This window comes from Telluria sp. ZB4P36 (assembly GCF_059685865.1).
Window position 1 is genome coordinate 105,635 of the sequence record NZ_JCASIE010000002.1, and the last position, 26,673, is coordinate 132,307.

General features: G+C 67.7%; 26 protein-coding genes. 7 read left to right on the top strand and 19 right to left on the bottom strand.

Going from position 1 to position 26,673, the window contains the following annotated elements; genetic code table 11:
- Positions 1-5 precede the first annotated feature (5 nt).
- Positions 6-722, bottom strand: a complete 717-nt coding sequence (locus AC56LK_RS03325) for a hypothetical protein (protein ID WP_497183146.1) — start codon at positions 720-722, stop codon at positions 6-8.
- A 95-nt stretch (positions 723-817) separates the two neighbouring features.
- A complete protein-coding gene (locus tag AC56LK_RS03330) occupies positions 818-2,143 on the bottom strand; it encodes a S8 family serine peptidase (RefSeq protein ID WP_497183147.1) in 1,326 nt (441 codons plus the stop codon).
- A gap of 109 nt (positions 2,144-2,252) precedes the next feature.
- Here AC56LK_RS03330 and AC56LK_RS03335 point away from each other — a divergent pair, with 109 nt between their 5' ends.
- From AC56LK_RS03335 to AC56LK_RS03350, 4 genes are all read left to right on the top strand, one after another.
- Complete coding sequence (locus tag AC56LK_RS03335; RefSeq protein WP_497183148.1) at positions 2,253-2,741, top strand: RNA polymerase sigma factor; 489 nt, start codon at positions 2,253-2,255, stop codon at positions 2,739-2,741.
- Entirely contained in the window at positions 2,738-3,520 is a 783-nt protein-coding gene (locus AC56LK_RS03340) for an anti-sigma factor family protein (protein ID WP_497183149.1), read from the top strand. Before AC56LK_RS03335 ends, AC56LK_RS03340 begins: the two co-directional genes overlap by 4 nt.
- Before the next feature lie 69 nt (positions 3,521-3,589).
- Positions 3,590-5,440 carry a sensor histidine kinase gene (locus tag AC56LK_RS03345; protein WP_497183150.1) on the top strand — a complete coding sequence of 617 codons (1,851 nt, stop codon included), beginning with the start codon at positions 3,590-3,592 and terminating at the stop codon, positions 5,438-5,440.
- A gap of 66 nt (positions 5,441-5,506) precedes the next feature.
- The gene (locus AC56LK_RS03350) at positions 5,507-6,031 is read left to right on the top strand and encodes a M23 family metallopeptidase (RefSeq protein WP_497183151.1); all 525 of its coding nucleotides are present in this window, start codon (positions 5,507-5,509) and stop codon (positions 6,029-6,031) included.
- Here the strand turns inward: AC56LK_RS03350 and AC56LK_RS03355 are convergent.
- Together AC56LK_RS03355 and AC56LK_RS03360 are read right to left on the bottom strand one after the other, a co-directional pair.
- Positions 6,024-8,411, bottom strand: a complete 2,388-nt coding sequence (locus AC56LK_RS03355; protein WP_497183512.1) for a penicillin-binding protein 1A — start codon at positions 8,409-8,411, stop codon at positions 6,024-6,026. The two genes, AC56LK_RS03350 and AC56LK_RS03355, sit on opposite strands and share 8 nt — an antisense overlap.
- Positions 8,412-8,663: 252 nt before the next feature.
- The gene (locus AC56LK_RS03360) at positions 8,664-11,474 is read right to left on the bottom strand and encodes a bifunctional diguanylate cyclase/phosphodiesterase (protein ID WP_497183152.1); all 2,811 of its coding nucleotides are present in this window, start codon (positions 11,472-11,474) and stop codon (positions 8,664-8,666) included.
- Between the two features lie 115 nt (positions 11,475-11,589).
- On the opposite strand from AC56LK_RS03360, the gene AC56LK_RS03365 reads away from it, so the two are divergent.
- Positions 11,590-12,078 carry a MarR family winged helix-turn-helix transcriptional regulator gene (locus AC56LK_RS03365; protein WP_497183153.1) on the top strand — a complete coding sequence of 163 codons (489 nt, stop codon included), beginning with the start codon at positions 11,590-11,592 and terminating at the stop codon, positions 12,076-12,078.
- A gap of 4 nt (positions 12,079-12,082) precedes the next feature.
- On the opposite strand, the gene AC56LK_RS03370 is transcribed toward AC56LK_RS03365, so the two are convergent.
- Both AC56LK_RS03370 and AC56LK_RS03375 read right to left on the bottom strand, forming a co-directional pair.
- Positions 12,083-12,217 (bottom strand): hypothetical protein, encoded by a 135-nt coding sequence (locus AC56LK_RS03370; RefSeq protein ID WP_497183154.1) that lies wholly within the window; start codon positions 12,215-12,217, stop codon positions 12,083-12,085.
- Positions 12,218-12,403: 186 nt separating this feature from the next.
- The gene (locus tag AC56LK_RS03375) at positions 12,404-12,841 is read right to left on the bottom strand and encodes an acetyltransferase (protein ID WP_497183155.1); all 438 of its coding nucleotides are present in this window, start codon (positions 12,839-12,841) and stop codon (positions 12,404-12,406) included.
- Between the two features lie 137 nt (positions 12,842-12,978).
- Here AC56LK_RS03375 and AC56LK_RS03380 point away from each other — a divergent pair, with 137 nt between their 5' ends.
- Positions 12,979-13,359 (top strand): hypothetical protein, encoded by a 381-nt coding sequence (locus tag AC56LK_RS03380; protein ID WP_497183156.1) that lies wholly within the window; start codon positions 12,979-12,981, stop codon positions 13,357-13,359.
- Here the strand turns inward: AC56LK_RS03380 and AC56LK_RS03385 are convergent.
- From AC56LK_RS03385 to cyoA, 9 genes are all read right to left on the bottom strand, one after another.
- Entirely contained in the window at positions 13,353-14,009 is a 657-nt protein-coding gene (locus AC56LK_RS03385; protein WP_497183157.1) for an MOSC domain-containing protein, read from the bottom strand. The two genes, AC56LK_RS03380 and AC56LK_RS03385, sit on opposite strands and share 7 nt — an antisense overlap.
- Positions 14,010-14,016: 7 nt before the next feature.
- Positions 14,017-14,397, bottom strand: a complete 381-nt coding sequence (locus AC56LK_RS03390) for a c-type cytochrome (protein WP_497183158.1) — start codon at positions 14,395-14,397, stop codon at positions 14,017-14,019.
- Between the two features lie 9 nt (positions 14,398-14,406).
- Positions 14,407-14,961: a response regulator transcription factor gene (locus tag AC56LK_RS03395; RefSeq protein ID WP_497183159.1), complete on the bottom strand. Its 555-nt coding sequence runs from the start codon at positions 14,959-14,961 to the stop codon at positions 14,407-14,409.
- Positions 14,958-16,298 (bottom strand): ATP-binding protein, encoded by a 1,341-nt coding sequence (locus AC56LK_RS03400; RefSeq protein WP_497183160.1) that lies wholly within the window; start codon positions 16,296-16,298, stop codon positions 14,958-14,960. Before AC56LK_RS03400 ends, AC56LK_RS03395 begins: the two co-directional genes overlap by 4 nt.
- Positions 16,299-16,313: 15 nt before the next feature.
- Positions 16,314-17,048: an SURF1 family protein gene (locus AC56LK_RS03405; protein ID WP_497183161.1), complete on the bottom strand. Its 735-nt coding sequence runs from the start codon at positions 17,046-17,048 to the stop codon at positions 16,314-16,316.
- A gap of 75 nt (positions 17,049-17,123) precedes the next feature.
- Positions 17,124-17,525 carry a cytochrome o ubiquinol oxidase subunit IV gene (gene cyoD, locus AC56LK_RS03410; RefSeq protein ID WP_436105944.1) on the bottom strand — a complete coding sequence of 134 codons (402 nt, stop codon included), beginning with the start codon at positions 17,523-17,525 and terminating at the stop codon, positions 17,124-17,126.
- Positions 17,522-18,160 carry a cytochrome o ubiquinol oxidase subunit III gene (gene cyoC, locus AC56LK_RS03415; protein WP_436105943.1) on the bottom strand — a complete coding sequence of 213 codons (639 nt, stop codon included), beginning with the start codon at positions 18,158-18,160 and terminating at the stop codon, positions 17,522-17,524. Before cyoC ends, cyoD begins: the two co-directional genes overlap by 4 nt.
- On the bottom strand, positions 18,153-20,156 hold the full coding sequence (gene cyoB / locus AC56LK_RS03420) for a cytochrome o ubiquinol oxidase subunit I (protein ID WP_497183162.1): 2,004 nt from the start codon (positions 20,154-20,156) through the stop codon (positions 18,153-18,155). The genes cyoC and cyoB overlap by 8 nt, the downstream gene beginning before the upstream one ends.
- A gap of 2 nt (positions 20,157-20,158) precedes the next feature.
- Positions 20,159-21,193 carry a ubiquinol oxidase subunit II gene (gene cyoA / locus AC56LK_RS03425; protein WP_497183163.1) on the bottom strand — a complete coding sequence of 345 codons (1,035 nt, stop codon included), beginning with the start codon at positions 21,191-21,193 and terminating at the stop codon, positions 20,159-20,161.
- 180 nt (positions 21,194-21,373) lie between these two features.
- On the opposite strand from cyoA, the gene AC56LK_RS03430 reads away from it, so the two are divergent.
- Positions 21,374-22,717, top strand: a complete 1,344-nt coding sequence (locus AC56LK_RS03430) for an MFS transporter (protein ID WP_497183164.1) — start codon at positions 21,374-21,376, stop codon at positions 22,715-22,717.
- A 71-nt stretch (positions 22,718-22,788) separates the two neighbouring features.
- Here the strand turns inward: AC56LK_RS03430 and AC56LK_RS03435 are convergent, their stop codons facing one another.
- From AC56LK_RS03435 to AC56LK_RS03450, 4 genes are all read right to left on the bottom strand, one after another.
- Entirely contained in the window at positions 22,789-23,487 is a 699-nt protein-coding gene (locus AC56LK_RS03435) for an SDR family oxidoreductase (RefSeq protein WP_497183165.1), read from the bottom strand.
- A gap of 94 nt (positions 23,488-23,581) precedes the next feature.
- A complete protein-coding gene (locus AC56LK_RS03440) occupies positions 23,582-24,172 on the bottom strand; it encodes a TetR/AcrR family transcriptional regulator (RefSeq protein ID WP_497183166.1) in 591 nt (196 codons plus the stop codon).
- Between the two features lie 232 nt (positions 24,173-24,404).
- Positions 24,405-25,328: a ZIP family metal transporter gene (locus tag AC56LK_RS03445; protein WP_497183167.1), complete on the bottom strand. Its 924-nt coding sequence runs from the start codon at positions 25,326-25,328 to the stop codon at positions 24,405-24,407.
- A 58-nt stretch (positions 25,329-25,386) separates the two neighbouring features.
- Positions 25,387-26,409, bottom strand: coding sequence for a manganese catalase family protein (locus AC56LK_RS03450; RefSeq protein ID WP_497183168.1), 1,023 nt, complete (start codon positions 26,407-26,409; stop codon positions 25,387-25,389).
- Between the last annotated feature and the right edge of the window lie 264 nt (positions 26,410-26,673).

Below are 26,673 nucleotides of genomic sequence, written 5' to 3' on the forward strand. Positions count from 1 at the left end.
GGCGCTTACTCGGCGCCGCGGCCTTGCACCGAGGCGCTGCCGCCCAGCGACAGCGAGGCCGACGCCGAGGCATTGCCGCCTGCCGACGCCGAGCCGGCCGCCCGGCCGCCGCCATTGTTGCTGCCTGCGGACTGCACCCGCCCCGCTCCGGCGCGTGCGCCATCGCCGACCGTGTCCGCCGCGCGGCGCAGGCCCGCCTCCGCTCCGCCCGTCATGCTGGACGAAGCACCGAGGCCGAGGCCCAGGCCTGCGCCACGTTCTCCGCCCGCACCCGACGATGCATTGCCGGAGCCGGAAACCGTGCCCTCGAAGGCGGCCCGCTGCGACTCGGCCGCCGCATTGCGCATGCGCTCGCCCGTAGCGTCCAGCTGCCCGCGCACGGCCGCAGTGCCGTTGGCGGCCGCGCCCCGTCCTGCTTCCTGCAGCTCGCCGGCACGCGCCGCAGCCCCCGCCGCCACATCCGCACCGCGGCCGAGGGCCGCGCGGCTTTCCATGGCTGCACGCCCGGCCATCCCGGCGGCGCCACCGGCATCCAGGCGACCGGAACCGCGCATCATGCCGGAAGCATCGATGCCGCCCATGCGGCCCATGCCGCCACCGCCGATCATGCCGCCGACCGAGCCGCCAAGCCCGCCTCCTCCGAGCAGTTGGGCATGCGCGGAAGCGGCAAGGCCGAGGGACAGGGCGAGGGTGAGGTGCTGAGCGATTTTCGTGGCTTTCATGGTGTTCTCCTTGTCAGTGGCGCGAACTGATTTCGCTGCCGATACATGGAAAACGATGCCTGATGGCGATTTATTCCATCGACACAAAAAAATTTTCAACGCAGGCGCGAAGGATCGATCCGCAGGCTTGCGCCGACCACGCCGTGCCCGGTGGCATTGCTGATGCTGCCGTTCGAGGCAGCCGCCGCTTCGCGCACCAGCGCGGCGAGTGCGCGCCGGGCCGCCTCGCGGTCCGGGCGCTGCAGCTGGCGTGCCAGCAGGGCCGCCACGATCGGCGCCGCATACGAAGTGCCGCGCACCTGCCGGTAGGGAGGGCTGCCGGGCACGGCGCTGACCATCTGGCTGCCCGGTGCCGCGAACATGACCTGGGGCCCGCGCCCGGCCTCGGGCAAGACCTGGCCGCGGCGGTCGACGCCGCTGACGCCGACCACGCCCGGGTAACTGGCCGGGTACAGGGGCGGCGCCGCCGGCCCGTCGTTGCCGACCGCGGCAACCAGCAGGTGGCCGCGCGTCAGCATCGCCTCGACCGCGCGCGCCAGCGCCGCATTGCGCGGGCCGACCAGGCTGATGTTGACCACGCCGACCTGCTCGCGCGCCAGCCAGCCGAGTGCGCCCATGATCCGGTCGACCGAGCCGCCGGCCGGGTCGTCACAATAAACGTCGGCCGCGTACAGGACGGCGCCGGGCGCGGCCCCGCTGAAGTGGGCCGAGCGCCCCACCATCAGCGCCGCCACGGCGGTCCCGTGCGGCGCCGGGCGTGGCCCCCCGCCGCAGCCCCACTGGCGGATGTCGAGGCCGTCGAACACGGCATGCGAGCGGTCGACGCCGCTGTCCACCAGGCCCACGCGTACCGCCGCCCCGGCGGCCGGCCCCGAGGCGGCGGGCGCACTGTTGTCGCCCTCGGCGCCGCTGCCGCTGAAGAGATGGTTGAAGTCGTAGACACCCTCGGGATCGGCCTTGCGCAGCGTGTCCAGCAAGCCGGCGGCCGGCTCACCCTGGGGCACCCGGAACACCACCAGACGCTGGCCGAGCTCCGGAAAGTCCTGCTCGCGGCCGACCGCCAGGCCGGCCGCGGCCGCCGCCTCCAGGCCCGCCTGGCTGGGAGACCAGGCCAGGATTTCGCCGCGCACCGCGACATTCCCGAAGGGATCGCGTTCCAGCCGATCAGGATAGCGCGCCAGCAGGCCGGCAAGCTGGTCCACACGGAGGCGCCCCAGATCGGGCAAGGGCGCCCGGTCGAGCAGCCGGCCAGGCGCTTGCCGCGGATCGCCGAGATCGAGCGGCCCGACGCGGTTCGGCAGCGGCAGCGACGGCAGGGACGGCAAGCCGAGCTGGGCCTGGGCCGGGGCGCAAGCAGCAAGCAGGAGGAAAACAGGAAGAAGACGGCGCTTCAGGCGCGTCGATAGTCGAGCGAAATTCATGCAAGGATCATATATTATTCGAGGATTACAATTGGGATACGTATTAAACGTTCGGCACATGGAAGAAAATCCCTGCGCCGTTCGTTCTATCAGGAGAGACCACCGATACATGCTTGCGACCGAGATTGCTGCCCTGCTCCCGAGGATGCGCCGCTTCGCGCGTTCCCTCACCTTCCATCGCGAAGATGCGGACGACCTGGTCCAGCTGTCGATGGAGCGTGCGCTCGGCCGCAGCGAGCAGTGGACGCCGGGTACGCGCCTCGACAGCTGGATCTTCCGCATCATCAAGAACGCCTGGATCGACGAGCTGCGCAGCCGGACCCGCCGCGACGAGCTGTTCGTGCCGGAGGAAGCCGGCGAACACGTCGGTGACGATTTCGCCGAAGCGCACCAGCAGCGGCTGGCGATCCAGAAGGCGATCAGCCTGCTGTCCGAGGAACACCGCCTCGTGGTCGGCCTCGTCCTGGTGGACGGGCTGGCCTACAAGGACGCCGCCGAGGTGCTCGAGATTCCCGTGGGGACGCTGACCAGCCGGCTGGCGCGCGCCCGCGAAGCCCTGCAGCAAATCCTGTCCGACCAGACGAGGAAATCACCATGAGCACGACCCTGAACTACGACGACGACACCCTGATGGCCTATGCCGACGGCGAACTCGACCCGGCACAGCGCGCCGCGATTGCCCGGGCCGTCCAGGACGATCCCAAGGTCGCGGCGGCGGTCGCACGCCACCAGGCGCTGCGCCAGGAGGTGTTCGCCGCCTTCGCCGCCACCCTCGACGAACCCGTGCCGGCACGTCTGCAGCCGCCGCCGGCGGCGCGCGTGCACGACCTGGGCGCTGTGCGGGCGGCGCGCGCGGCCGGACAGGAGCAGTGGGAACAGCGGCGCGAACAGCAGCGGCGCCCAGCCTGGCCGCAATGGGGCGCCCTGGCCGCTTCGCTGGTGGTCGGCGTGCTGGCCGGCAGCCTGGGCAGCGGCTGGTTCGGCGGCGGCCAGGAGCTCGTGCGCGGCCCGGCCGGTGAGCTCAGCGCGGACGGCCGCCTGGCCCGGGCACTCGACCGCCAACTGGCCCAGGATGGGGATAAGGCCGGCGTCAGGGTCGGCCTGAGCTTTGTTTCCCGGGACGGCAGCTATTGCCGCAGTTTCCAGCTGGGCGGCTCGGCCGGCCTCGCCTGCCGAGCAGGCGGCGGCTGGCGTGTTCCGGTACTGGCCGACAGCCCGGCCCAGGCGGGCGCCTACCGCCAGGCGGCGGTCGCGTTGCCGCCCGCCGTGCTGGACGCCGTCGATGCCCGTATCGCCGGCGCCACACTCGATGCCGCTGCCGAACGGGCAGCGCGCGAACGCGGCTGGGAAGCGGCCGCTGCCGCTAAACGTCCATGAAAAACATGCCGATCGTATAAGTAAACCTGTTAGGCTTTACGGTATTGCCCTGACACAAACACCGCCTGCATGAAAACGCGCACCCACCTGTTCCTGATGGCCGCCGCGATCCTGATTCCGGTCGCGCTGGCGTTCTGGATCGGGGTGTCCATGCTGCTCGACTGGGAACGCGAGTCGCGCATCCACCGGGTCCAGGAGACCGCGCGCTCCACCGCGCTGCTGGTGGACCGCGAGATCGCCGTGAAGGAAGCGCTGCTGCGCGTCATCGCCAACTCCGAAAGCCTGGCCGAGCAGAATTTCGCACGCGTGTACCGGCTGGCCACGCGAACGAACGGCGGCGATGCCCTGTCCTGGACCGTCCTGGTCGACGCCCAAACCCGCCCTATCTTCAGTACCCGGCGGCCCTACGGCAGCGCACTGGAGGGCACGGACCGTCCCTACGCCGCCGAGGTCCTGCGCAGCAACAAGACGCGGGTCTCCGGCTACTTCAAGGGCCCGACCTCGCAACGCTCGGTGGTCTCGGTGGACGTGCCCACCGCGCCCGGCCAGGGGCCGCGCTACGTGGTCAGCCAGATCTTCGACGCCCGCTATTTCGAGCGCGTATTCGCCAACAGCGCGCTCGAGCCGACCTGGCTGGTCGGGGTGTTCGACGCCCAGGGCGTGACGATCGCCCGCAACCTGCATGCTGGACAGGCGGCCGGCCGGCCGATGCACCCCGAGATGCGCACTGCCGCCCTGCATGCGGGCAGCGGCGTGCTGCGCCACGTGACGCATGAAGGCACAGAAGTCTATGGCGTGTATACGCGCGCGGCCGTCAGCGGCTGGACCGTCGTGATCGGCGTGCCGGTCGCCGAGATCGAATCGGCCGCGCGTACCGCCGCCCTGTATGCCACCCTGGCCCTGCTCCTGCTGATGGGAATGGCGGTCCTGATCGCGGTCTTCTTCGGCAACAAGCTCAGCAACGCCCTGCAGCAGGCCGGCAGCGTCGCCAATTCGCTGGCGCGCGGCGCCATCGCCAGGCCGCGCCCCACCCGGGTGGACGAAGTCGACGCCCTGCTCGACGGCCTGCACTACACCAGCGAAGCCCTGTCGCGCGAAAGCGCGGCGCGCCAGGCGCTGCAGCACGAGCGCGAACAGCTGCTGGTGAGCGAGCAGCGCGCGCGCCGCGTGGCCGAGGCCCAGAGCCGGGCCAAGGACAATTTCCTGGCCATGCTCGGGCACGAGCTGCGCAATCCGCTGGCGGCGATCTCGGGCGCCATGAGCGTGCTCGACATGCCTGGCATCAAGCCCGAACTGGCCGCGAATGCGCGCGAGATCAGCCGGCGCCAGATGCGCCACCTGACCCGCATCGTGGACGACCTGCTCGACGTCCAGCGCATCCTGTCGGGCAAGATCGTGCTCCAGCACGCCCCGGTCAACCTGGGCGAAGTCCTGCGTTCCTGCATCGAAGCCAAGCGCCTGGTCGATGCCGGCAACCACCACTGGGAAGTCGCGCTCGCGCCGGCCTGGGTCGACGGCGACCGCACCCGCCTGGAACAGATCGTCGACAACCTGCTGCACAACGCCATCAAGTACACCCCGGCCGGCGGCAGCATCGCGGTGGACTGCCGCACCGGCGGCAGTGAGGTCGTGGTGGAAGTGCGCGATACCGGCATCGGCCTCGCGCCCGAGCTGCTGCCGGCGATCTTCGACGTGCTGGTACAGGGACCGACCAGCATCGACCGCGCCCAGGGCGGCCTCGGCCTCGGCCTGGCGCTCGTCAAGGAGCTGACGGCCCTCCATGGCGGCAAGGTGTCGGTGCACAGCGCCGGCCAGGGCCAGGGCTGCACCTTCACCCTGGTCTTCCCGCTGCGCCAGGATGCCGCGTCCGTCGGACAGGATGTGGCCGACGCGCACCGTCCCTCGCTCGACCCCGCCTGACCCCTGTAAATCCGCAGGTTTGCCCATAGCTGTCCGGTATCGGATGCTTGATGGACCCATCCCGCCATGCGAACTTTCCTGCGCAGCCTGCTCATTGCCGTCGTCCTGCTGGCCGCCTGGGGCTTGCTCGGGCCCTGGCTGCGCCATGGCATGTACGCCATGCGCCTGGCGGCGATGCCGGCGCCGAGCGCCCTTGCCATGCCGGTGAATGGCGTACGCCCCAAGGCCCTGCGCGACACCTGGCACGCAAGCCGCAGCGAGGGCCGCCGGCACGAGGGCATCGACATCTTCGCCAAACGGGGGACGGCGGTGCGCGCCGCCACCGAGGGCATCGTGCTGCGGGTCGGCAGCAACCGCCTCGGCGGCCAGGTGGTGTGGGTCCTGGGACCCGGCGCCCAGCGGCACTACTACGCCCACCTCGACCAGTTCGCGGACGTGGCGCCGGGCATGCGGGTCGAGGCGGGCCGGGTGCTCGGCTTTGTCGGCAACACGGGGAACGCCAGAACCACGCCGCCGCACCTGCACTACGGCGTGTACGGCGCGGACGGGCCGGTCAATCCCTATCCGCTGCTGAGGAATGGGTCTAGATGATCCCTTCTTCTCCGGTCGGCGGCGGAGGCGGCGCGATCTCCGGCAGCTGGGCCGGCGGCGGCGCGGCCTGGATCGGCGGCTGCTGGATCGGCCGGACCGGCTCCACCGGCGGCGCCTCGATCACTTCTTCGCGGTCCTCGATCGGGGCCGGATCGGGCACCTCGGACTCTCCCTCCATGGCGTCTTCGATCTGCAGTTCGCCTGGACCTTCCTCGATGTATTCCGGTTCCTCGACCGCGCGCGGCGGCGGTGCCTGGCGGCCGCCCGGCAGCAGGGCGTTCGGGTCGATCTTGCCGGTGTCGACCGCGCTGCGCATGAAGTCACCCACCAGCAGCAGGGCATTGTGGCCGCCCTGCCCCCAGTAGCTGCTGCGCATCGCGACGCGGTTGTCGTTGAAGCCCACCCAGGCGCCGGCCACCAGGTTCGGGTGCATCAGGATGAACCAGCCGTCGGTATTGTTCTGGGTGGTGCCGGTCTTGCCGGCCAGGTCGCCGTAGACGCCAAAGCGGTAGCGCACGCCGCCGCCGGTGCCGCGGTTGACCACCCCGCGCAGCATGTCGATCAGGTTCAGGGCGGCGTCCTGCGACAACGCGCGCTGCGGCGCCTCGGGCGCGAAGTCGGCGACGGTCTTGCCCTCGCGGTCGGTGATGCGGCGCACGAACACCGGCTTGCGGTACTCGCCCTGAGCGGCGATGGTGCTGTAGGTGCTGACCATTTCCAGCAGGGTCACCGGGCTGGTGCCCAGCGCCAGCGAAGGCACGGCCTGGAGCCGGCTCTGGCGGATGCCCATGCCCTGGGCCAGGCGCACGATCGGGTCGAGGCCGACCTGCTGCATCACCTGGGCCGTGATGGTGTTCTTGGAATACACCAGGCCGTCGCGCATGGTCATCATGCCGCCGCTGCTGCCCGACATGTCGGTCGGGCGCCAGACCGTGCCGCCCACCTTGATGTCGGTGACCGCGTCGCGGTAAGGCTGGTCGGGTGCGATGCCGGCTTCCAGCGCGGCCGCGTAGACGATCGGCTTGAAGGTCGAGCCGGGCTGACGCGCGGCCTGGACCACGTGGTCGAACTGGTCGCGCTCGAAACTGCGGCTGCCGACCCAGGCGCGCACCTCGCCCGTGTGCGGGTCCATCGCCACGAAGCCGGCCTCCAGGCGCGACTTGCCGGCCTTGAGCTCGCGCATGAAGGCGCGGTCGCCTTTCAGGCGCTTGAGGGCGGCGGCGGGCGCTTCGCCCTCCTCGACGGCGCGGCGGTATTCGGCAGTTTCGCGCACGAAGGCATCGAGCTGGCGCGGGTGCGAGCTCCAGTAATAGGCGAAGGGGTCGACTTCGCCCCGCATCGCCGTGTACATGCCGGCCGAGGTCGAGCGCGGCATGCCGGAGTACGCCCATTCGACGTCGGCGATCGCCTGCAGGGTATTGGCCTGGCGCTCGACGGCGCGCACGGCCGCTTCCTGCAGCTGCAGGTCGAGGGTGGTGTGGACCACCAGGCCGTCGAGCTGGAGGTCGTAGTCGTTTTCCTCGGCCCAGTCGAGCAGCCATTTGCGCACGTAGGCGGTAAAGTGGTTGTCCTTGCCGCTGCGGTCGTTCAGGCGCGCGAAGCGGACCCGCAGCGGGCGCTTTGCCAGCGCGCGGTAGCGTTCCTCGCTGAAGGCGCCGTGCTTGGCCATCTGCGACAGCACCACGTTGCGGCGCGCCTTCGAGCGCTCCGGATTGGCCACCGGATTATAGTAGTGGGTTCCCTTGAGCATGCCGACCAGGGTGGCCGCTTCCAGCACGTCGAGGCGCGCGGCCGGCTTGCCGAAATAGGTGCGCGCCGCCATTTCGATGCCGTAGGCGTTGTACAGGAAGGGCACCGTGTTCAGGTAGGCCTCGAGGATCTCGGTCTTGCTGTAGGTGTTCTCGATCTTGATCGCGGTGATCAGTTCCTTCATCTTGCGGTTCAGGCTGCGCGCCCGGCCGATCTCGTCGGGGAACATATTGCGCGCCAGCTGCTGGGTGATGGTCGAGCCGCCCTGGGCATCGCCCTTCATGGTCGCGAGCAGCGCACCCGCGACGCGCCGGAAGTCGACGCCGTGGTGGTCGTAGAAGCGGTGGTCCTCGGTCGAGATCAGGGCCTTGATCACGTGCGGCGAGATCTGCGACAGCTTGATGCGCTCCTGCAGGCCCTTCTCAAAGGTGCCGAGCTCCTTGCCGTCGGCGGACAGGATCACGCTCGGACGCGCGGTGCTGGCCTGGCGCAGGTCGGCGATGCCGGGCGTGAGCGGAATCAGGATCACCAGGTACAGCAGGAAGGCCATCAGGCCGGCCGCCAGCGTCCACAGGCCGATCAGCAGGGCCTGCTCGGCGCGGGGGCGGTCGCGCAGGCGCGCCTGGGCCATCGAGTAGCCGGCGCGGGCGCGGCCCCTGGCGCCCTCGACCAGGCGCTTGCCATGCTGGCCGAGCGCGGCGCGGCGCGAGCCGGCGGCTGCGTCCTGGCCCGACCCGTCGCGGGTGTCGTTGCGGGAGTCGGTATTCTGGTCCTGATCCACTATACAAATCCTTGCTGCAAATGCTGATTGGGGGTGCCCGGCGGCGCACCCTGTGTATGCGGCAAGTATAGCCGACCGGCGCGCCAACCCCGGTCCTGCTCGTCAGGCCGGCTCTGGACTCGGCTCCACCCTGCCCTTGCGCAGCAGCGCCTCGACCGCCTGCACCGGTTCCGGACGGCTGTAGATGTGGCCCTGGACCTCGTCGCAGCCGCAGCCGCGCAGATAGTCGAGCTGTTCGAGGGTTTCGACGCCTTCGGCGATCACCTGCATGCGCAGGCCGTGCGCCAGCGAGATGATGGCGTCCACCATGGCGGCGCCATCCGGACTGACCATGTCGATGACGAAGGAACGGTCGATCTTGAGCACGTCCACCGGGAAGCGCTTCAGGTAGGCCAGGCTCGAGTAGCCGGTGCCGAAGTCGTCGATCGAGAGCTTGACCCCCATGGCCTTCAGGCAGCGCATGGTCTCGATCGCGGTCTCGACGTCGGCCATCATCATGCTCTCGGTGAGCTCGATTTCGAGCGAATCGGCGCCCAGGCCGGTTTCGTCCAGCACCTGGCGCACCATCTGCACCAGGTCGGGCTCGGAAAACTGGCGCGCCGACAGGTTGACCGCGATGCGCAGCGGCCCCAGGCCCGCGCGCTGCCACTGGCAGTTCTGGCGGCAGGCCGTGCGCAACACCCAGGCGCCGATCGGGACGATCAGGCCGGTTTCCTCGGCCAGCGCGATGAAGCGCTCCGGGCGCACCGTGCCGAACTGCGGGTGGCGCCAGCGGATCAGGGCCTCGGTGCCGACCACCGTCCCGCTGCCGAGATCCACCTGGGGCTGGAAATACAGTTCGAACTGGTCTTCGCGCAGGGCGCAGCGCAGCGCGCTTTCCAGGGCCAGTCGGTCGATGGCGTGGGCATTCATGTGGGGGGCGTAGAACTGTACCGCGTTGCGGCCGGTTTGCTTGGTACGGTACATCGCGACCTCGGCGTGCTTGACCAGGGTTTCCGGATCGGCGCCGTCGGCCGGGTAGCCGGCCACGCCTGCGCTCGAACCGAACACTAGGGTCTGGCCGCCGAGCCTGAGCGGCTCGGCGATGGCCTCGCGCACCGCCTGCACCTGCGCGGCGGCCTGGCGCTCGTCGCTGCAACCGGTCAGCACCAGCATGAAGTCGTCGCCGCCGGCGCGCGCGGCGGTATCGGCCTGGCGGATCGCGCCGGCGATGCGCGCTGCGATGGCGCGCAGCGCGTCATCGCCGAGGCGGCGCCCGAGCGTGTCGTTGACCAGCTTGAAGTGGTCGATGTCGAGCGCCACCGCCCACACCGGCATGCCGTTGGCGGCGGCGATGGCGCGTTCGATGCGGTCGGCCAGCAGCGCGCGGTTGGCCAGGCCGGTCAGCGTGTCGTAGCGCGCGCGGTGCGCCAGTTCGGCCTCGTAGCGCTTGGCGACGGTCACGTCGTAGGTGGTGACCACGAAGTGCTCGGTCAGGCCCTGCGCATTGTTGACCGGGGCCAGATAGACCTCGCTGACCAGCTCGCGGCCGTCGCGGCTGGCCTGGCGCACCAGGGCATGTCCCTTGCGGCGTTCGTGGAGCGCCTGGCGCAGCTCCTCCAGTCCGGGCTCCTCGCTGTCGGCGATCGCCAGCGTGGCCAGCGGCTTGCCGGCCAGCTCGCCCGGACCGTAGCCGAGCGTGCGTTCGCAGGCCGGGTTGGCATATTCGATCGGATAGCCGTCACGGGTGGCGCTGATGAGCAGGATCGGGTTGGCGGCGGCTTCGATGGCGCGCTGGTGCAGGCGCAGCGCGCCGGCGGTCAGGGCCAGGTCGGCGGTGCGGCGCTCGACCAGCGACTCGATGCGCCGGGTGCGCGCGCTGCGCTGCTGCACCAGGGCCGCGGCGGCCAGGGTCAGCACGCAGCCATAGCCGAGGATCGACAGCGAGCCCACCTGGCCGTCGAGCCGGCGTGCCAGGCGTACGGCCGTCAGGTCCCAGTGCGAGCCGGCCACCTCGAAGCTGCGGGTGAGCGGCACCGGCCCGCCGCCGAGCCAGCGCTCCCAGGGCGCCTGCGGCTGCGGTGCGCCCGGGTGGCTGAAAACGGCGACGCGCTGGCCCCCGACACTGCGGCCGTACAAGGTCAGGGCATAGTCGTCGTCGGTCAGCAGCCGCGCCGAGTGCAGGCTGCCGCCGACCAGCAGCCCGGCGTCGATCACGACGGCAGTGGTGCCGAGCGACGCGACGCGGCGATCGGCCACGCTGGACAAGCTGGCGCCGGGGCGGTAGACCGGCATCGCCACCAGCATGCCGCGCAGCGACCCGTCGCCCTGCACCAGCCTCAGTACCGGGCTGGCGGTCGCCTCGCCCGTGTCGATTGCGTGCTGGATGTAGGCGCGCTCCTCGGGCCGCGTCCAGACGTCATAGCCGAACACGGTCGCGTTGTGGAGGATCGGCACCACGTAGTCGATGACGAGGTAGCGCCCGCGCGCGCCGGCCGGGACCAGTTCGCCGGCAGGGCTGCGCTCGCGGATGGCGAAGCCTGGCCAGACCGACTGGCGTTCGGCCTCGAAGGCGGATCGCTCCGCCGCGCCGACGAAGCGCTGGTACTCGAGTGCCTTGAGATAGCCGTTGCCGGAGGCCAGCGGCTGGGCAAAGGCATCGAAGGCCTCGCGCGAGACATCGCCGCCGGCGGCCACGAACAGCAGGTTGAGCGCGCGCAGGTCGTGCACGGCGCCGGCGAAGGCGCGCGTGACCGCCACTGCGCGCACCTCGGCACGCTGCTCGAAATCGGCGCGTGCGCTGTCCGCCTCCAGCTCGCGCGCCACGCCGAACAGCACAGCCGTCAGCGCGAACCCGGCAAGGGAGGTCGCCGCGGCGGCGTGCGATACGATACGCCGCCGCCGGAACAGCGGATGGGCGAACAGCCGATTCATGTCGCCCATCCTAGCAAAAGCCGCCCCGCGGCGCGCCACGTTACGGCGGCGCAAACGCCGGGCCTGGCAGCGCCGCGGCGCCCCGAAGGCCGAGGATTTCCGCTATGATCGCGACATGTCAGAAAACCATGCCCCCCTTCCGGAAAACGAGCAGCCGATGCGCGTACTGCGGCAGTTCCGTATCGTTTTCAACGCAGTCAAAAGCCATTTCCGCCAGGTCGAGCGCGAGGCCGGACTCGGCGGCGCCCAATTGTGGGCGCTGTCGGTCATCGACCGCCATCCCGGCATCGGCGCCACCGGACTGGCGCGTGAACTCGACATCCACCAGTCCACTGCCAGCAACCTGGTGCGCGGGCTGGTCGAACGCGGCTTCGTGACCGGCAGCCGCGAAGGCGCCGACCGGCGCAACGTCGCGCTGCATGTGCAGCCGGCCGGACGCGAGGTCCTGCAGCGCGCCCCGCTGCCCTTCGCCGGGGTGCTGCCGGATGCGCTGGCCAGCCTGGATCCGGCTACCCTGATGCAGCTGGAGCAGAACCTGGGGAGCCTGATCGCCCAGCTGGACGTCGACGACGAGGCAGGCAGCGTGCCGCTGGCGCAGATGTAGCGCTCTATGCCCTGCGCGCCGACAGTTTCCAGCCGATCCAGGCCATCGGGAGGTAGGCCAGGACCAGGTCGACGCCCATGGCTGCGCCGAACGCGCGCGCCGGCGCGATCAGCTTGCCGCCCAGGCTGATGAGCCCCATGTTGACGATGCTGCCGATGAGGAACCCCGCGACGACGGCGAGGATGGTCCGTGGGATGGAGGTGTTCGCTGCGCTTGCCGGCATGCCTGGCGTTTTCGGTGAATGGACTGCGACGCTGTCTGAATGACAAGTCGTCGCAGTCTAGCGCTTCGTTGTCGTGCTGTCCACGGTCCTGCCGCTCTGGGCTCAGTTCTGGCGCATGTGCAGCAGCGGATAGGGCCGCCCCGCATCATCCCGCGGCGAGCGTCCGGTCGCCTCGAAACCCATGTGGCGGTAGAAGCCCACGGCCTGCAGGTTCTGCTCGTTGACGTCCACCGTCAGGCGGCCGGCAATGCTCCCGGCATGTTCCAGCAGGATGCGGCCAACGCCTTGGCCGCGGCTGGCCGGGTCGATGAACAGCGCGTCGACGTGGGCGCCGCTCAGCCCCAGGAAGCCGCGTGCCTGGCCCGCCGCGTCGAGGGCGACCCAGACCCGGGTGGCCGGCAGGTAGTGTTCCGCAACCAGGGTATCGATCTCGCGGAAGTGGGCTTCCGACAGGAAGTCATGGGTGGCGCGCACGCTGGCGCGCCAGATGCCCGCCAGGGTGGTGGTGTCGGATTCGGTCGATAGGCGGATGCTCGGCATGCTTCCTCGCTTTCTTGTACAAAACGCAATTGTGCCGTATCGCAGCTTATCCGTGCTTAAAATCCTGCTCACCCCCGCGAAGCGAGCTGGGGCCGCGCATCTGATAAAGTAGCGCGTTCACACACGGAACTCAGCACATGAATCAGCGGCAAATATGGGTCGAACCTGTCGGCGACATCGTCCTGGCGCGCCTGCGCGGACCCTGCGACGAAGACATCATCAGGGAATGCCAGCGTCGCGTCGTCGCGCTCGTGAAGGATACCGGCCAGGTCAAGGTCTTGTACGACGCACTGGAACTGGAAGACCCGACCGTCGACATGGCCCTGCTCCAGCAGACCATGGATCTGGAAGCATGGAAGCAGTACGGTCCCGTTCCGCTGCGGCGCGCCATACTGGTACCGAATACGCGCATCGCCTACCTGGCGCGGATCGCCTTTGGCCAGTTCGGCGAAGGCGCGTACCGGGTCTTCTATAACGACATGGCGCAGGCAATCCTGTGGCTGGAAGAGAATCAGTAAAACAGGCTTGCGCCGTCCCAACGCGCAGCGCTAGAGGCGGAACGGGCCGGCACTGCCTTGCCGGCCAGGCCACGCGCCGCCAGCAGGCGCGGGAAGGCGCGACAGTAGCTCGACTGGACGCCCGCCAGGCGGGCCAGTTCGCCGTATTCCACCACCATTTCCGGCGGCATCGCCGCCAGCACCTGCTCAATCCGCCCGCGCCAGTCTTCCGCCAGGGCCGGCAGCCGCTCTTCGAGAAGCGCGACCCGGTCCCCTGCACGTAGTCGTCCGCCCACGAGCACCCTGGCCAGCATGCCGCGCCGCCCGCCGATGCTGCGCGCCAGTCCCGGGCGCTGGCGTTCGAGGGCGCCACAGGCTTCGCACTGGAAGCTCAGCCGAAATACGGCGTCTGCCCCGACACGCAAGAGCATTCCCGAGGCGAGACGCGCGGTGTCGATGTCCAGCAGCAGGTTTTCGCGCAGTGCAAATGGCGGAAGTTCCAGGTCTTCGTAGGCGACGCTCCCCGCCAGCAGGACCTGGCGCGGCGAACGCGGATCGCAGTGCCGGTCGCCCTCCAGGCCCAGGCCGGCAAGCGCAGTGGCTGCCTCCACCGGCCTAGGCCCGACGCTGCGCGCCGCACGCAGCGCGATGGCCAGTACCGTGCCGCGCATCCCTGCCCTAGCGCCGCGCCGGCGCCGGCGGCATCGAGCGCAGGTAGGCCAGCAGGTCGCGCAGCTGGCGATCGCTCATCATGTTCCAGAAACGCATGCGGTTGCCGGGAACGACGGCGTCCGGGTCGCGCAGGAAGGCGGCGAGGCGCCGTTCGTCCCAGACGAAACCGGCCTGCTTCATGGCCGGGGAATAGGTGAAGTCGGGGGCAGTCCCGGCGCGGCGGCCGACGATGCCGTTCAGTTGCGGACCGAAATTGCTGCGCGCACCGGGGCCGACCTGGTGGCAGTTGGCGCAGCGCTTGAAGGCGGCGCGTCCAGCCTCGACCGCATCGGCCGCGAGCGCCTGCGACGCGAACCCGAACAGTAAGCCGAGAGCAAGGACACGCATGGCGCCGCCCTACTTCACCCGCTGCTTCTCGAGCTTGCGCGCCAGCGTGCGCCGGTGCAGCCCGAGGCGGCGCGCCGCTTCCGAGATGTTGAAGTCGGTCTCGGCCAGCACCGCATGGATGCGCTCCCATTCGAGCGTCTTGATGGACGTGGAACGGTTGGTGACCTCGACCTCGGTATTGCCCGCCACGTGGCCGAAGGCGGCCTCGATGTCGTCGGTATTCGAGGGCTTGGCCAGGTACTGGACCGCGCCCAGCTTGATCGCTTCCACGGCGGTGGCGATGCTGGCGAAGCCGGTCAGGACCACGATCAGCATGTCCGGGTCGTGCTCGTGCAGCAGCTGCACGCAGGCCAGCCCGGAGCTGTTCCCCTTGAGCTTGAGGTCGACCACGGCGTATTTTGGTGAATTCGTCGGCGAATGCGCGGCCAGCAGCGCCGCCGCCTCGTCCTGGCCCGGCGCGACCAGCACCCGGTAGCCGCGCCGCTCGAACGAGCGGCTCAGGGTGCGCGCGAAGGCCTCGTCGTCCTCGATGATGAGCAGCAGGCGCTCGGTATTGTCGGTCAAATGCCTTCCTCTTCCAGTTCGATGCTCGACAGCGGGAGCGTCAGTGTGACCTGGGCCCCGCCCTCCGCGCGGTTCACCGCGGTGACCGAGCCGCCCAGCTTGCGCACCACGTTCACGGCCAGGAACAGGCCCAGGCCGCGCCCCGGCTTGGACTTGGTGGACTGGTAGGGCTTGCCGATCTGGCCCAGCATGGCGGGCGCGAAACCGGGGCCGCGGTCGGTCACGGCGACGTACAGGGTGCCCTCCTCGATCCAGGCATCCAGCCCGACCCAGTCCGGCGACGCTTCCAGCGCATTGTCGAGCAGGTTGTCGATGGTCTGCTTGAGCGCCGAGTCGAAGGCGACCGGGCGGTCTTCCAGGATACGGTCATTGTACTGGAAGGCGGACGCCGAGCGGCTCGCGCGCCAGTCCTTGGCCAGGCCGTCGAGGAAGCTGCGCACGGTGGTGCGCACCGCCGATTCGCCGCGCGCCTCGCCGGCCGACAGCAGGATCCCGCTGACGATCGACTTGCAGCGCTGGAGCTGGGTCTGCATCTCGGTGATTTCTTCCAGCAGACTGGGGTCGTTGCGGAACTGGGGCATGCGCTTCCAGTCGCCGAGGATGACCGAGACGGTGGCCAGCGGCGTGCCCAGCTCGTGCGCCGCACCCGAGGCCAGCAGGCCCATGCGGACGATGTGCTCTTCCTCGACGGCCTGCTGGCGCAGCGACGCCAGCTGTGCGGCCTTGTCGCGCAGGGTGTCGGAGATCCGCGAGATGAACATCACCAGCAGTGCCGCGTTCAGCGCGAAGCACACCAGCAGGCCCTGGATGTACAGGCTGGCGATCCCGCGCGCATGGTCGAAAGGCAGCGCGAGCGGCTGGGCGTACATGGCCAGGCCGGCCATGCAGGCGATGGTGATCAGGACGATGGTCCAGGTCCACAGCACTTCCAGCAGCACCGCCGACAGGATCACCTGCAGCAGGTAGAGGAAGGCAAAGGGATTGGTGATGCCGCCCGACAGGTAGAGCAGGACGGTCAGGCTGGCCACGTCCACCAGCAGGGCCATGAACATCTCGCCGTTCGAGACCGGGCGCCGCTCGTGCCAGCGCAGGTGGCTGGCGACGTTGAAGGCGATCAGGCAGGCCAGCACCTGCAGCATGTGCACCAGCGGCAGCTCGATGCCGAAGACCAGGATGGCCGAGGCGATGGTGGTGATCTGGCCGATCACGGCGATCCAGCGCAGCTCGATCAGCTGCAGCATGTTCTTGTGGCCGGCCGCGAATTCGACGTTCGCGGCGGCCGCCTGGGGCGAGCTGCGGCCCGCCTTGGCGAAGAAATCGAGGGGGTTCTGGATCATGCCCGTGTGGTGTGGTCAGTCATCGTCGCGGATTGTACTGCCATGACGGCTGACCCACCACCACGCGCCGGCGACCATCAGGGCCAGCGCATACCAGGTAAGGGCATAGACGAGGTGATTGTTGACGAAGGAGACGACGGTCAGGCCGCCGACCGCGCGCTCGGGCGCCGTGGCAGGATCCTGGCCCTTGGCGGCATCGACAAAGTACGGTGCCACGTTCGACAGGCCGCGAGCGGCGGCCAGCGCCCGCACGTCGCGCGAGTACCAGCGGTTGTTGGCCGGGTCGTTCTCGCGCAGGAAACCGCCGCCCGGCTCGCTGATCCGCAGCAGGCCCGTGATCTCGACACGCTCGCCGTTCGCGGCGCAGGGATTGGCGCCGGCGCGGCGTGACGGGTAGCTACCGGGTTTGTTATCGGCGGCGGGAACGAAACCGCGGTTGATGAAGACGATGTGGCCCTCCGCCGTGCACAGCGGCGTGAGCAGCCAGAAACCCGCGCCCAGTTCGGACAGCGCCTGGACGGGGGTGGTGAATTCGTAGAGGTAGTGCCCGGCAAGACGTACGCGCCGGTATTCGTCGGATGCTTTGGTAACCTGCGCCCAGCGCGCCGCGGGAGGCGGCGCGACCGGGGCGGCGTTGACGCGCGCATCGACGCGCGCGATCAGGTCCAGCTTCCATTGCAGGCGAAGGACCTGCCAGGTGCCGAGCCCAAGAAAAAGCGCGGCCAGCAGCAGGGCCGCAGCCACCAGCATCCGCCGCGCGAAAGCGCTGCGCGGCGGATGGGAGGCTGGTCCTGCTGGCTGGTCGCGCCGGTCCCGCATGTGAGCTTACTGCGTGTCGTGCATGCCGTGGGTGGTGTCGCTTGCCCCACCCATGGCCGGCATCATGTTGGCGTTCATGTGCGTCATGACCCAGATCGAGCCCGACAACACGATGACCAGCAGTACCACGGTCAGGATCATGGCCATCATGTTCCAGCCGTCTTCCGACTTCGAGTTCATGTGCAGGAAGTAGATCATCTGGACGACGACCTGCACCGCGGCGAAGCCGAGGATGACGAAGCGCGTCGTTTCCGGCGGCAGGACCTTGCCCATCACCAGCCAGAACGGGATCGCGGTCAGGATCAGCGACAGCACGAAGCCGATCGCGTAATCCTTGGGGCTGTAATGCGTCACGTAGGTTTCGTGGCCATCGTGGTTGTGGCCATGCTCATGGTGTTGCGCGCTCATGGCAGGACTCCCATCAGGTAGACAAAGGTAAACACGAAGATCCAGACGACGTCCAGGAAGTGCCAGAACAGCGACAGGCACTGCAGGCGGCGGAAGTTCTCGCCGGTCAGGCCGTGCTTGGTCAGCTGGACCATCAGGGTGACGAGCCAGATGAAGCCGAACAGCACGTGCAGGCCGTGGGTGCCGACCAGCGAGAAGAACGCGGTCAGGAAGCCGCTGCGCGACGGACCCGCACCTTCGTGGATCAGGTGGTAGAACTCGTACAGTTCGAGCGACAGGAACGCCAGGCCCAGCAGGCCGGTGACGCCCATCCACAGCACGGTCTTGCCGACGTTCCTGGCCTGCGCCGAGATCATCGCGAAACCGAAGGTGATCGACGACAGCAGCAGGAAGCCGGTGTTAATGGCGATCAGCGTCAGGTCGAACAGCTCGGCGCCGGTCGGACCGCCGGCGTAGTTACGGCCCAGCACCGCGAAGGTGGCGAACAGGGACGCGAAGATGAGGCAGTCGCTCATCAGGTAGATCCAGAAGCCCAGCAGGGTGCCGTTCTCCGGATGGTGTTCGCGCACCAGGTAGCGCGCGGTCACCTCGTCGGCGGTCAGGCCGCCGTTCATCGTAGCTTTAATCTCAGACATGGCTCATCAGCAAACGGGTATGCGCTTCCTCGGTGCGGGCAACTTCTTCCGCCGGGATGTAAAAATCGCGCTTGTAGTTAAAGGTGTGGATGACGATCGCGGCCATCATGGCGGCGAAGGACACGGCGGTCAGCAGCCACATGTGCCAGATGATGGCGAAGCCCACCACGGCCGCCAGCGCCGAGATGCCGAAGCCGGCCCAGGTGTTCTTGGGCATGTGGATCTCCACGAAGTCCTTCAGCGGACGCTGGTAGCCGTTCTTCTTCATGTCGGCGAAGGTGTCGTTATCGTGCACCACCGGCGTGAAGGCGAAGTTGTAGTCCGGCGGCGGCGACGAGGTCGCCCACTCCAGGGTACGGCCATCCCATGGATCGCCGGTGACGTCGCGCAGCTTGGCGCGGTCTTTCCAGGTGAAGAAGATCTGCAGCAGCAGCGCGCCGATACCGCCGGCGATCATCAGGGTGCCGGCCAGCGAGATCTGGAACAGCCACTGGACCGATGCATCCTCGAAGTGGCTCACGCGGCGGGTGTAGCCCATGAAGCCCAGGATGTACGGCGGGGTGAAGGCGACCCAGAAGCCGATCGACCACAGCCAGAACGACACGTGACCCCAGAACTGGTTCAGCTTGACGCCGAACATCTTCGGCGCCCAGTAGTTGAAGCCGGCGAACAGGCCGAACACGACGCCGCCGATGATCACGTTGTGGAAGTGGGCGATCAGGAACAGCGAGTTGTGCAGCACGAAGTCGGCCGCCGGGATGGCCAGCATCACGCCGGTCATGCCGCCGATGACGAAGGTCAGCATGAAGGACACGGTCCACATCATCGGCAGTTCGAAGCGGATACGGCCGCGGTACATCGTGAACAGCCAGTTGAAGATCTTCGCCCCGGTCGGGATCGAGATGATCATCGTGGTAATGCCGAAGAAGGAGTTGACGCTCGCCCCGCTGCCCATGGTGAAGAAGTGGTGCAGCCACACCAGGTAGGACAGGATCATGATCACGACGGTCGCGTAGACCATCGAGGTATAGCCGAACAGGCGCTTGCCGCAGAAGGTCGAGACGACTTCCGAAAAGATGCCGAAGGCCGGCAGGATCAGGATGTACACCTCCGGGTGGCCCCAGATCCAGATCAGGTTCACGTACATCATGGCGTTGCCGCCGCGGTCGTTCGTGAAGAAGGCGGTGTCGAACAGGCGGTCCATGCCCAGCATGGCCAGCACGGCGGTCAGGATCGGGAAGGACATCACGATCAGGATGTTGGTGCACAGCGAGGTCCAGACGAAGACAGGCATCTTCATCAGGCCCATGCCCGGCGCGCGCATCTTGATGATGGTGACGATCAGGTTCACCCCGGACAGCAGCGTGCCAACACCCGCGATCTGCAATGACCAGATGTAGTAGTCGACGCCGACCCCGGGGCTCGCCAGGATGCCCGACAGCGGCGGATAGGCCAGCCAGCCGGTACGTGCGAATTCACCCACGAACAGCGATGCCATCACGAGCACGGCGCCCATGGTGGTCATCCAGAACGAGAAGTTGTTCAGGAACGGGAAGGCGACGTCGCGCGCGCCGATCTGCAGGGGCACGACGTAGTTCATCAGGCCCGTCACCAGCGGCATCGCCACGAAGAAGATCATGATCACGCCGTGGGCGGTGAAGATCTGGTCGTAGTGATCCGGCGGCAGGAAGCCCTTGTTGGCGCCGAAGGCGAAAGCCTGCTGGGCGCGCATCATCAGCGCGTCGGCAAAGCCGCGCAGCAGCATGATGACCCCGAGGATCATGTACATGATGCCGATTTTCTTGTGGTCGATACTGGTGATCCAGTTGGTCCACAGGTTGCCCCACTGGCGGAAGTAGGTGATCAGGGCCACCAGGGCCAGGCCACCGACGATCACGCCGGCGAAGGTAGCGATCAGGATCGGCTCGTGGAAGGGAATCGCGTCCCAGCTGAGCCGACCGAAGATGAGCTTCGTCAGGTCGAGAGAGTCTTGCATGATTACTTCTTCACAGAAATGTTATTGGTGCTGCCCAGGGCTGCCTTGGCTTCCGGGACCACGCAGATTTCCGCATCGGCCATCTGGGCGGCAGGCGTCTTCGGCAGCTGTCGGATCGCGGCGGCGACCTGGTTGCGCTTGTGGTCCTGGGCCATCTGCTCATTCATGCAGACATTGCCTTCGGCCACGCAACGGTTCAGGATGCGGTTGAACAGCGCGGTTTCCACCTGGCCGTAGTAGCGCACCGGCTCGCGCACGGAGGGCTTTTCCAGGCCCAGGTAGTCGGCGCGATTCAGCACGCCCGGGTTGGTCTTCATCTTCTGCACCCAGGCGTCGAAATCGCCGGCGCTCACGCCCTTGTAGGCGAAGCCCATGTGCGAGAAGCCTTCGCCGCTGAAGTTGGCGGAAAAGCCCTTGTAGTCGCCGGTCTTGTTCAGCACCGCGTTCAGAGTCGTCTCCATACCCGGCATGGCGTAGATCATGCCGGCCAGCGTCGGGATGTAGAAGGTGTTCATCACGGTCGACGAGGTGATCTTGAAGCGGATCGGAGTGTCGATCGGCGTCACCAGCTCGTTGACCGAAGCGATGCCCTGCTCCGGATAGATGAACAGCCACTTCCAGTCGAGCGCGACGACCTGCACTTCCAGCGGCTTGGTCGAGGCCGGGATCGGGCGGTGCTCGTCGATGCGGTCGAGCGGACGGTAGGGATCCAGCTTGTGGGTCGAGACCCAGGTGATCAGGCCGAGCACGATGATGATCAGGAGCGGCGCGCCCCAGATCACGAGTTCGAGCTTGGTCGAGTGGTCCCAGTCCGGCTCGTATTTCGCATTGGCGTTCTTGCGGTAGCGCCAGGCGAACAGGACGGTCAGGAACATCACCGGGACGATGATGATCAACATTAGCAGGACCGAGATCGTGATCAGATCTGCCTGCTGTTTTGCAATATCGCCGGTGGGATTCATCACGACCGTGTTGCAGCCGGCCAGCGCTGCAAGCGGGAGTAATGGGAGTCCGCGGCGGACAATTTTAGGAATCATGCTAGGTATCTAACGTTACATGGGAATAAGAACATGCTACTGTAACGCCAACGGCCTACGGCAACCATTGGACACTTTGTCCCACCCTTGCTATATTGAAACTACGGCAATGCCGTTCACAATAGAAACAAAGGCGCGATTTCAGGCTGTCGAGGCCAGCTGACCTCAGGAGACGAAGATATGCAAAGCACGACGACGTACGGCGGCGCAGGTGCCGCTCCGATCACCCACCCTGCAAGCGGGGCCCGCAACATCAATGCCCGGGATGGCGAGATCCATCCGGCCGACATCGCTGTCGGCGTGGTCATTGGCCGGGCCTCGGAGTATTTCGAATTCTTCGTCTACGCCATTGCCTCGGTCTTGGTCTTTCCAGCGGTCTTTTTCCCTTGGGCTGATCGACTCGAAGCGACACTCTACTCGTTTATCGTTTTTTCCTTCGCATTCATCGCGCGCCCGATCGGCACGGTGGTCTTCATGGCCATCCAGAACCGCTTCAGCCGCGAAATCAAGCTCACCATCGCCCTCTTTATGATGGGCACTTCCACGGTGGTCATTTCCTTCTTGCCAAGCTATGACCGGATCGGCATGCTGGCCGTCGTGCTCCTGTCCCTGATGCGCATCGGCCAGGGCCTGGCCCAGGGCGGCTCCTGGGACGGCCTGCCGTCGCTGCTGGCCCTGAGCGCGCCGGAGCACAAGCGCGGATGGTACGCGATGCTGGGCCAGCTCGCCGCACCGATCGGCTTCCTGATCGCCGCCGGCCTGTTCGCCTACCTGCTGACCAGCCTGACCCAGGACGACTTCCTGGTCTGGGGCTGGCGTTATCCCTTCTTCTGCGCCTTCATGATCAACGTCGTGGCGCTGTTCGCCCGCCTGCGCCTGGTGTCGACCAGCGAATACTCGCGCCTGCTGGACGCCCACGAACTCGACCCTGCCCCGGTCGGCGAGCTGGTGAAATCGCAGGGCAGCAACATCGCCATCGGCGCCCTCGCCGCCCTGGCCAGCTATGCATTGTTCCACCTGGTGACGGTGTTCCCGCTGTCCTGGATCCAGCTCTACGATACCCGCCCGATGGACGAGTTCCTGCAAGTCCAGATGTGGGGCGCAGGGCTGGCGGTGCTGGCGATCCTGGCCTCGGGCTATATTGCCGACAAGGTCGGCCGCCGCACCACGCTCGGCACCCTGGCTGCGCTGATCGGCCTGTTCGCCCTCGCCGTGCCCTCGCTGATGGATGGCGGCATCACCGGCCAGAACACCTTCATCCTGGTCGGCTTCGTCCTGCTGGGCCTGTCGTACGGCCAGGCGGCCGGCGCCGTGACCGCGAACTTCAAGCAGCAGTACCGCTACACGGGCGCGGCCCTGACCTCGGACCTGGCCTGGCTGGTCGGCGCGGCCTTCGCCCCGCTGGTCGCCCTGGGCCTGTCGGCGCACTTCGGCCTCGGCTACGTCAGCCTCTACCTGCTGTCGGGCGCGGTCGGCTCGCTGGCGGCGCTGAGCCTGAACCGGGCACTGGAAATCCGCGACTGAGCGGCTGACGCAACAAGAAAAACGCCCCGCGGCGCCTGGCGCCCCGGGGCGTTTCTCATGCCGCAGGCTGATTAGCCGAGGGTGTACAGCGGCGGCTCGGCCGTCAGTCCCTGCTTGACGGCGCGGGTCAGCTCATCCACCAGCACTTCGCTGGCCCCGGCCGCGAGTGCGGCAAAGGTCCGCTCGACCACGGTGGCGGTCGACAATTTCGGCAGGTCGAAGCCGCGCGTCAGGTCGGTATCGATCATGCCCACGTGCACGCCCAGCACTTGCGTGCCCTGGGTGCGCAGGGCGTCGCGCACGCCGTTCGTCAAATTCCAGGCCGCCGCCTTGGTGACGGCGTAGGCCGCCAGCGCCGGGTTGCTTTTCCAGCTCGCCACCGACAGCACGTTGACGAAGGCGCCGCCCCCATGCCTCTGCAATACCGGCGCGAAGCCCTGGCTCATGTTCAGGATGCCGAACAGGTTCGTTTCCAGCATCCAGCGCAGCGAGTCGGCGCTTTCCGAGTCCAGCAGGTTGCCGGTATTCGCTACCCCGGCATTGTTAATGACCAGGTCGACGTCCTTCAGCTGTTCGGCCAGCGCCGCGACTGCCGTGGCGTCGGTGACGTCAAGCCGGACGGGAACGACCCCTTCCAGCAGCACGGTGGCCGGGTCGCGCGCGGCGGCATAGACTTTCTTCGCGCCGCGGGCGAGGGCCTGGCGCGCGAATTCGGCGCCGAGGCCGCGGTTGGCGCCGGTGACGAGCACGGTGGCATTCTGGATGTTCATGACTTTCCTCTCAGGAGTAATATGATGCGCTTCATATGATGGGCATCATATTTCGACGCGAACAAAATTGCCGGCAGTTGGCCGGCCGGGTGTCTTACTTCGGCGAAACGAACAGGGAGATCAGCACGCGCCGCGCATCGGACAACGCCGCCCTGCCCTCGGCATTGTCGCCATGAATGCGTGCCAGCTGGAGGTTGCCGACCAGGGCGCCGGCAATTACGCCGGCCAGCGCCGGATCGGCGCCCTCGGGCAGTGCCAGCGCGACCCGGCGCACCAGGCGGTCGACGCGCTGGGCGGACGCGCTGCGCACCAACGCTTCCTGGCGCGGCATCTCGCTGGCCAGCGCACCAACCACGCAGCCCTGCTCCGGATGGGCGAGATGCTCGTCGGACAGGTAGAGTTCGATCAGTGCCTGCAAGGCGCTGCCGTTCTCTTGCGAGCGCGCGGCGATCCGCTCGTCCAGGACGGCGCTGCTGATCGCGCCGGCATGCTCGATCGCCTCGACCAGCAATGCGTCGCGCGAATCGAAGTGGGCGTAGAAGCCGCCATGGGTCAGGCCAGCTTCCTTCATGACCTCGGCCACGCCGACGCCGGCATAGCCATGACGCCGCACGGCGCGGCTGGCGGCCTCGACGATCCGGTGGTGCGATTGCTCGCGCTTGCTGGATTTCACGTTGCCGCTCATGACAGCCTCCGAAATATGATGTACGTCATATTATGCCCATCATATTTTTCCTGTCAAGCTCGGCGTAGAATCTTCCGGCATGGTGCTGTTCGCGCACGGCAGCGGCAGTGCCGCAGCAGCCCGGCCGATCCAGTGCACGCGGCCTGGATCGGGCACCGGATGAGCACTCTGTGCCGGCAACTCGGCACCCGGGTCGATACCGCCAGCCGGCCGTGGACGATCACGCCACTGTTCAACTGAGCGCCGTATCGAGCACCGTCATCAGGATGAAGCCGAACACCAGCGCGATGCTGGCGAAGGTGCCGTTGCCGTTCTGCCGGTATTCGGGGATCACGTCGTTGACGATCACGAGCAGCATCGCCCCGCCCGCCGCGGCCAGTGCGAAGGGCAGCAGGCCCGCCGCGATGCCGATCAGGGCCACGCCGAAGGCGGCCGCCACCGGCTCGATCAGGCCGGAGGCAATGCCCAGGCCGACCGCCGTCAGGCGGCTGTAGCCGACCGTGCGCAGGGCCAGGGCCACCACCAGTCCTTCCGGCACGTCCTGGATCGAGATCCCGGTGGCCAGGGCATTCGCTTTTTCGATGTCGATGCCGGCGTAGCCGACGCCGATCGCCAGGCCTTCCGGCAGGTTGTGCAGGGCCACCGCCCACACGAACAGCCAGGCGCGCCGGACCGACATGCCGGCTTCGCCCTGGGCGAGGATGCCCTCGGTATGGACCGCACGGCTGAGCAGCAGGATGGCGCCCGCCCCCGCCATGATGCCGGCGCCGGCCATCAGGCTGGCCTCCCAGCTGCCGGAACCGGCGGCCCTGGCTGCCGCGATGGCCGGGATCACCAGCGAGAACGCGGTCGCGCCGAGCATGACCCCGGCGCCGAAACCGAGGAAGCAATCGTAGGCCCGTTTCGAGAAATTCTGGGCAAAGAGCACCGGCAGCGTGCCCAGCGCGGTGGCCGCGGCCGCGGTCGCGCCGCCGATCAGCGCGCGGTGCATCTTGGGATTGGCGTTCATGATCTGCTCGACGAGGCTGCCGAGCAGGAGGATGCAGCCGACGCTGCAGACGAGGATGCCGACGGCGCGCCGGAACGTCAGCGCGCGCAGCAGGGTGCGGGCGGCAAGCAGGCGGTTGTCATGCGTTTTGTCTATGTGAAAATTCATGCAATACCCAAAGAATGGCCGCGCGGCCGGCGCTACGGAATGGCCGCGCGGCGCGAGCTTACTTCTTCATTGCCTTCGTGCCCTTGGCGGTGCCTTTATCCTGGGGCTTGCTGCTGCCGGTGTCGTCGAGCTGGCCGCCTTTCGAGCCCAGCTGGGCGCTACCCATGGCACTGCCGGATTGCCCTGCCATCGTACCACCGCCGGCCGACTGCATGCTCATACCGAGTTCGGCACCGGTGCGCGGCGAGGACATCGGGTCGGACATGGTGCGCATCGCCATCTGCCTGAGGATGTCGATGTCGCCGCCCGGCAGCGCCACTTCGGCCTCGCCCGAGCCGCCGTCGACTGCCTGCTGCTTCTCGCGGTCGGTGACGAAATCCCAGTCGGCGCCCTGGTTCCACGGGCCGCGCATCTCGCCCGGGCCCTGCGACATGTTGTAGTACACGCTCGCGTAACGCGGATCGGCCGGCATTTTGCCCGGCGGGAAGTTCGGTTCGATGGCGTACAGCGCCTTCTCGAAGGACTTCTGGTGGGCCACTTCGCGTGTCATCAGGAAGCCCAGCGCTTCCTTCACGCCCGGGTCGTCGGTCAGCGCGATCAGGCGCTCGTAGACGATCTTGGCGCGCGCCTCGGCGGCGATGTTCGAGCGCAGGTCGGCGGTCGGCTCGGTGATCGAGTCGATGTAGGCGGCGGTCCAGGGAACGCCGGCCGAATTCGTCAGCGGCGTGCCGGCGCCGTACAGCACCTGGGTGATGTGGCTGTCATTGCCTGCACCGGTGATCGCCTTGTACATGTCGGCTTCGCTGTCGACCGCCTCGGCCAGGCGGCCCTTGGCACCCTTGTTCAGCATCGCGACGATGTGCCCGATCACCTCCAGGTGGCTGAGCTCCTCGGTGGCGATGTCGAACAGCATGTCCTTGCGACCCGGATCGTCTTCCGAGACCGCCTGGGTGAAATAGCGCATGGCCGCGGCGAGTTCGCCCTGCGGTCCGCCGAACTGTTCCAGCATCAGGTTGGCCAGGGCTGGATTCGGTTCGCTGACGCGGACCGTGTACTGCAGGCGTTTGTTATGTGCAAACATGAACAATTCCTCCGTTGATGAGTGTTGGCGCGCCCGGTCGGGGCGTTGCCGCGAGATGGCTGCGGCCTCGACCGGCAGCCCGCATATCTCATGTTGGCAGGGTGACACGGCAGTGTGGATCAGGTGTTCGCGCGTCCATCTGTAGGACTAGGGCGACAATTAACGAACTTGATGGAAATGTTGGAATTGATAAATAAGAGTGTTCACGGGGCCAGTTTCGAGTACGAAGTCAGACTGAGAGTCTGGACTCGCCCTCCCCTGCGG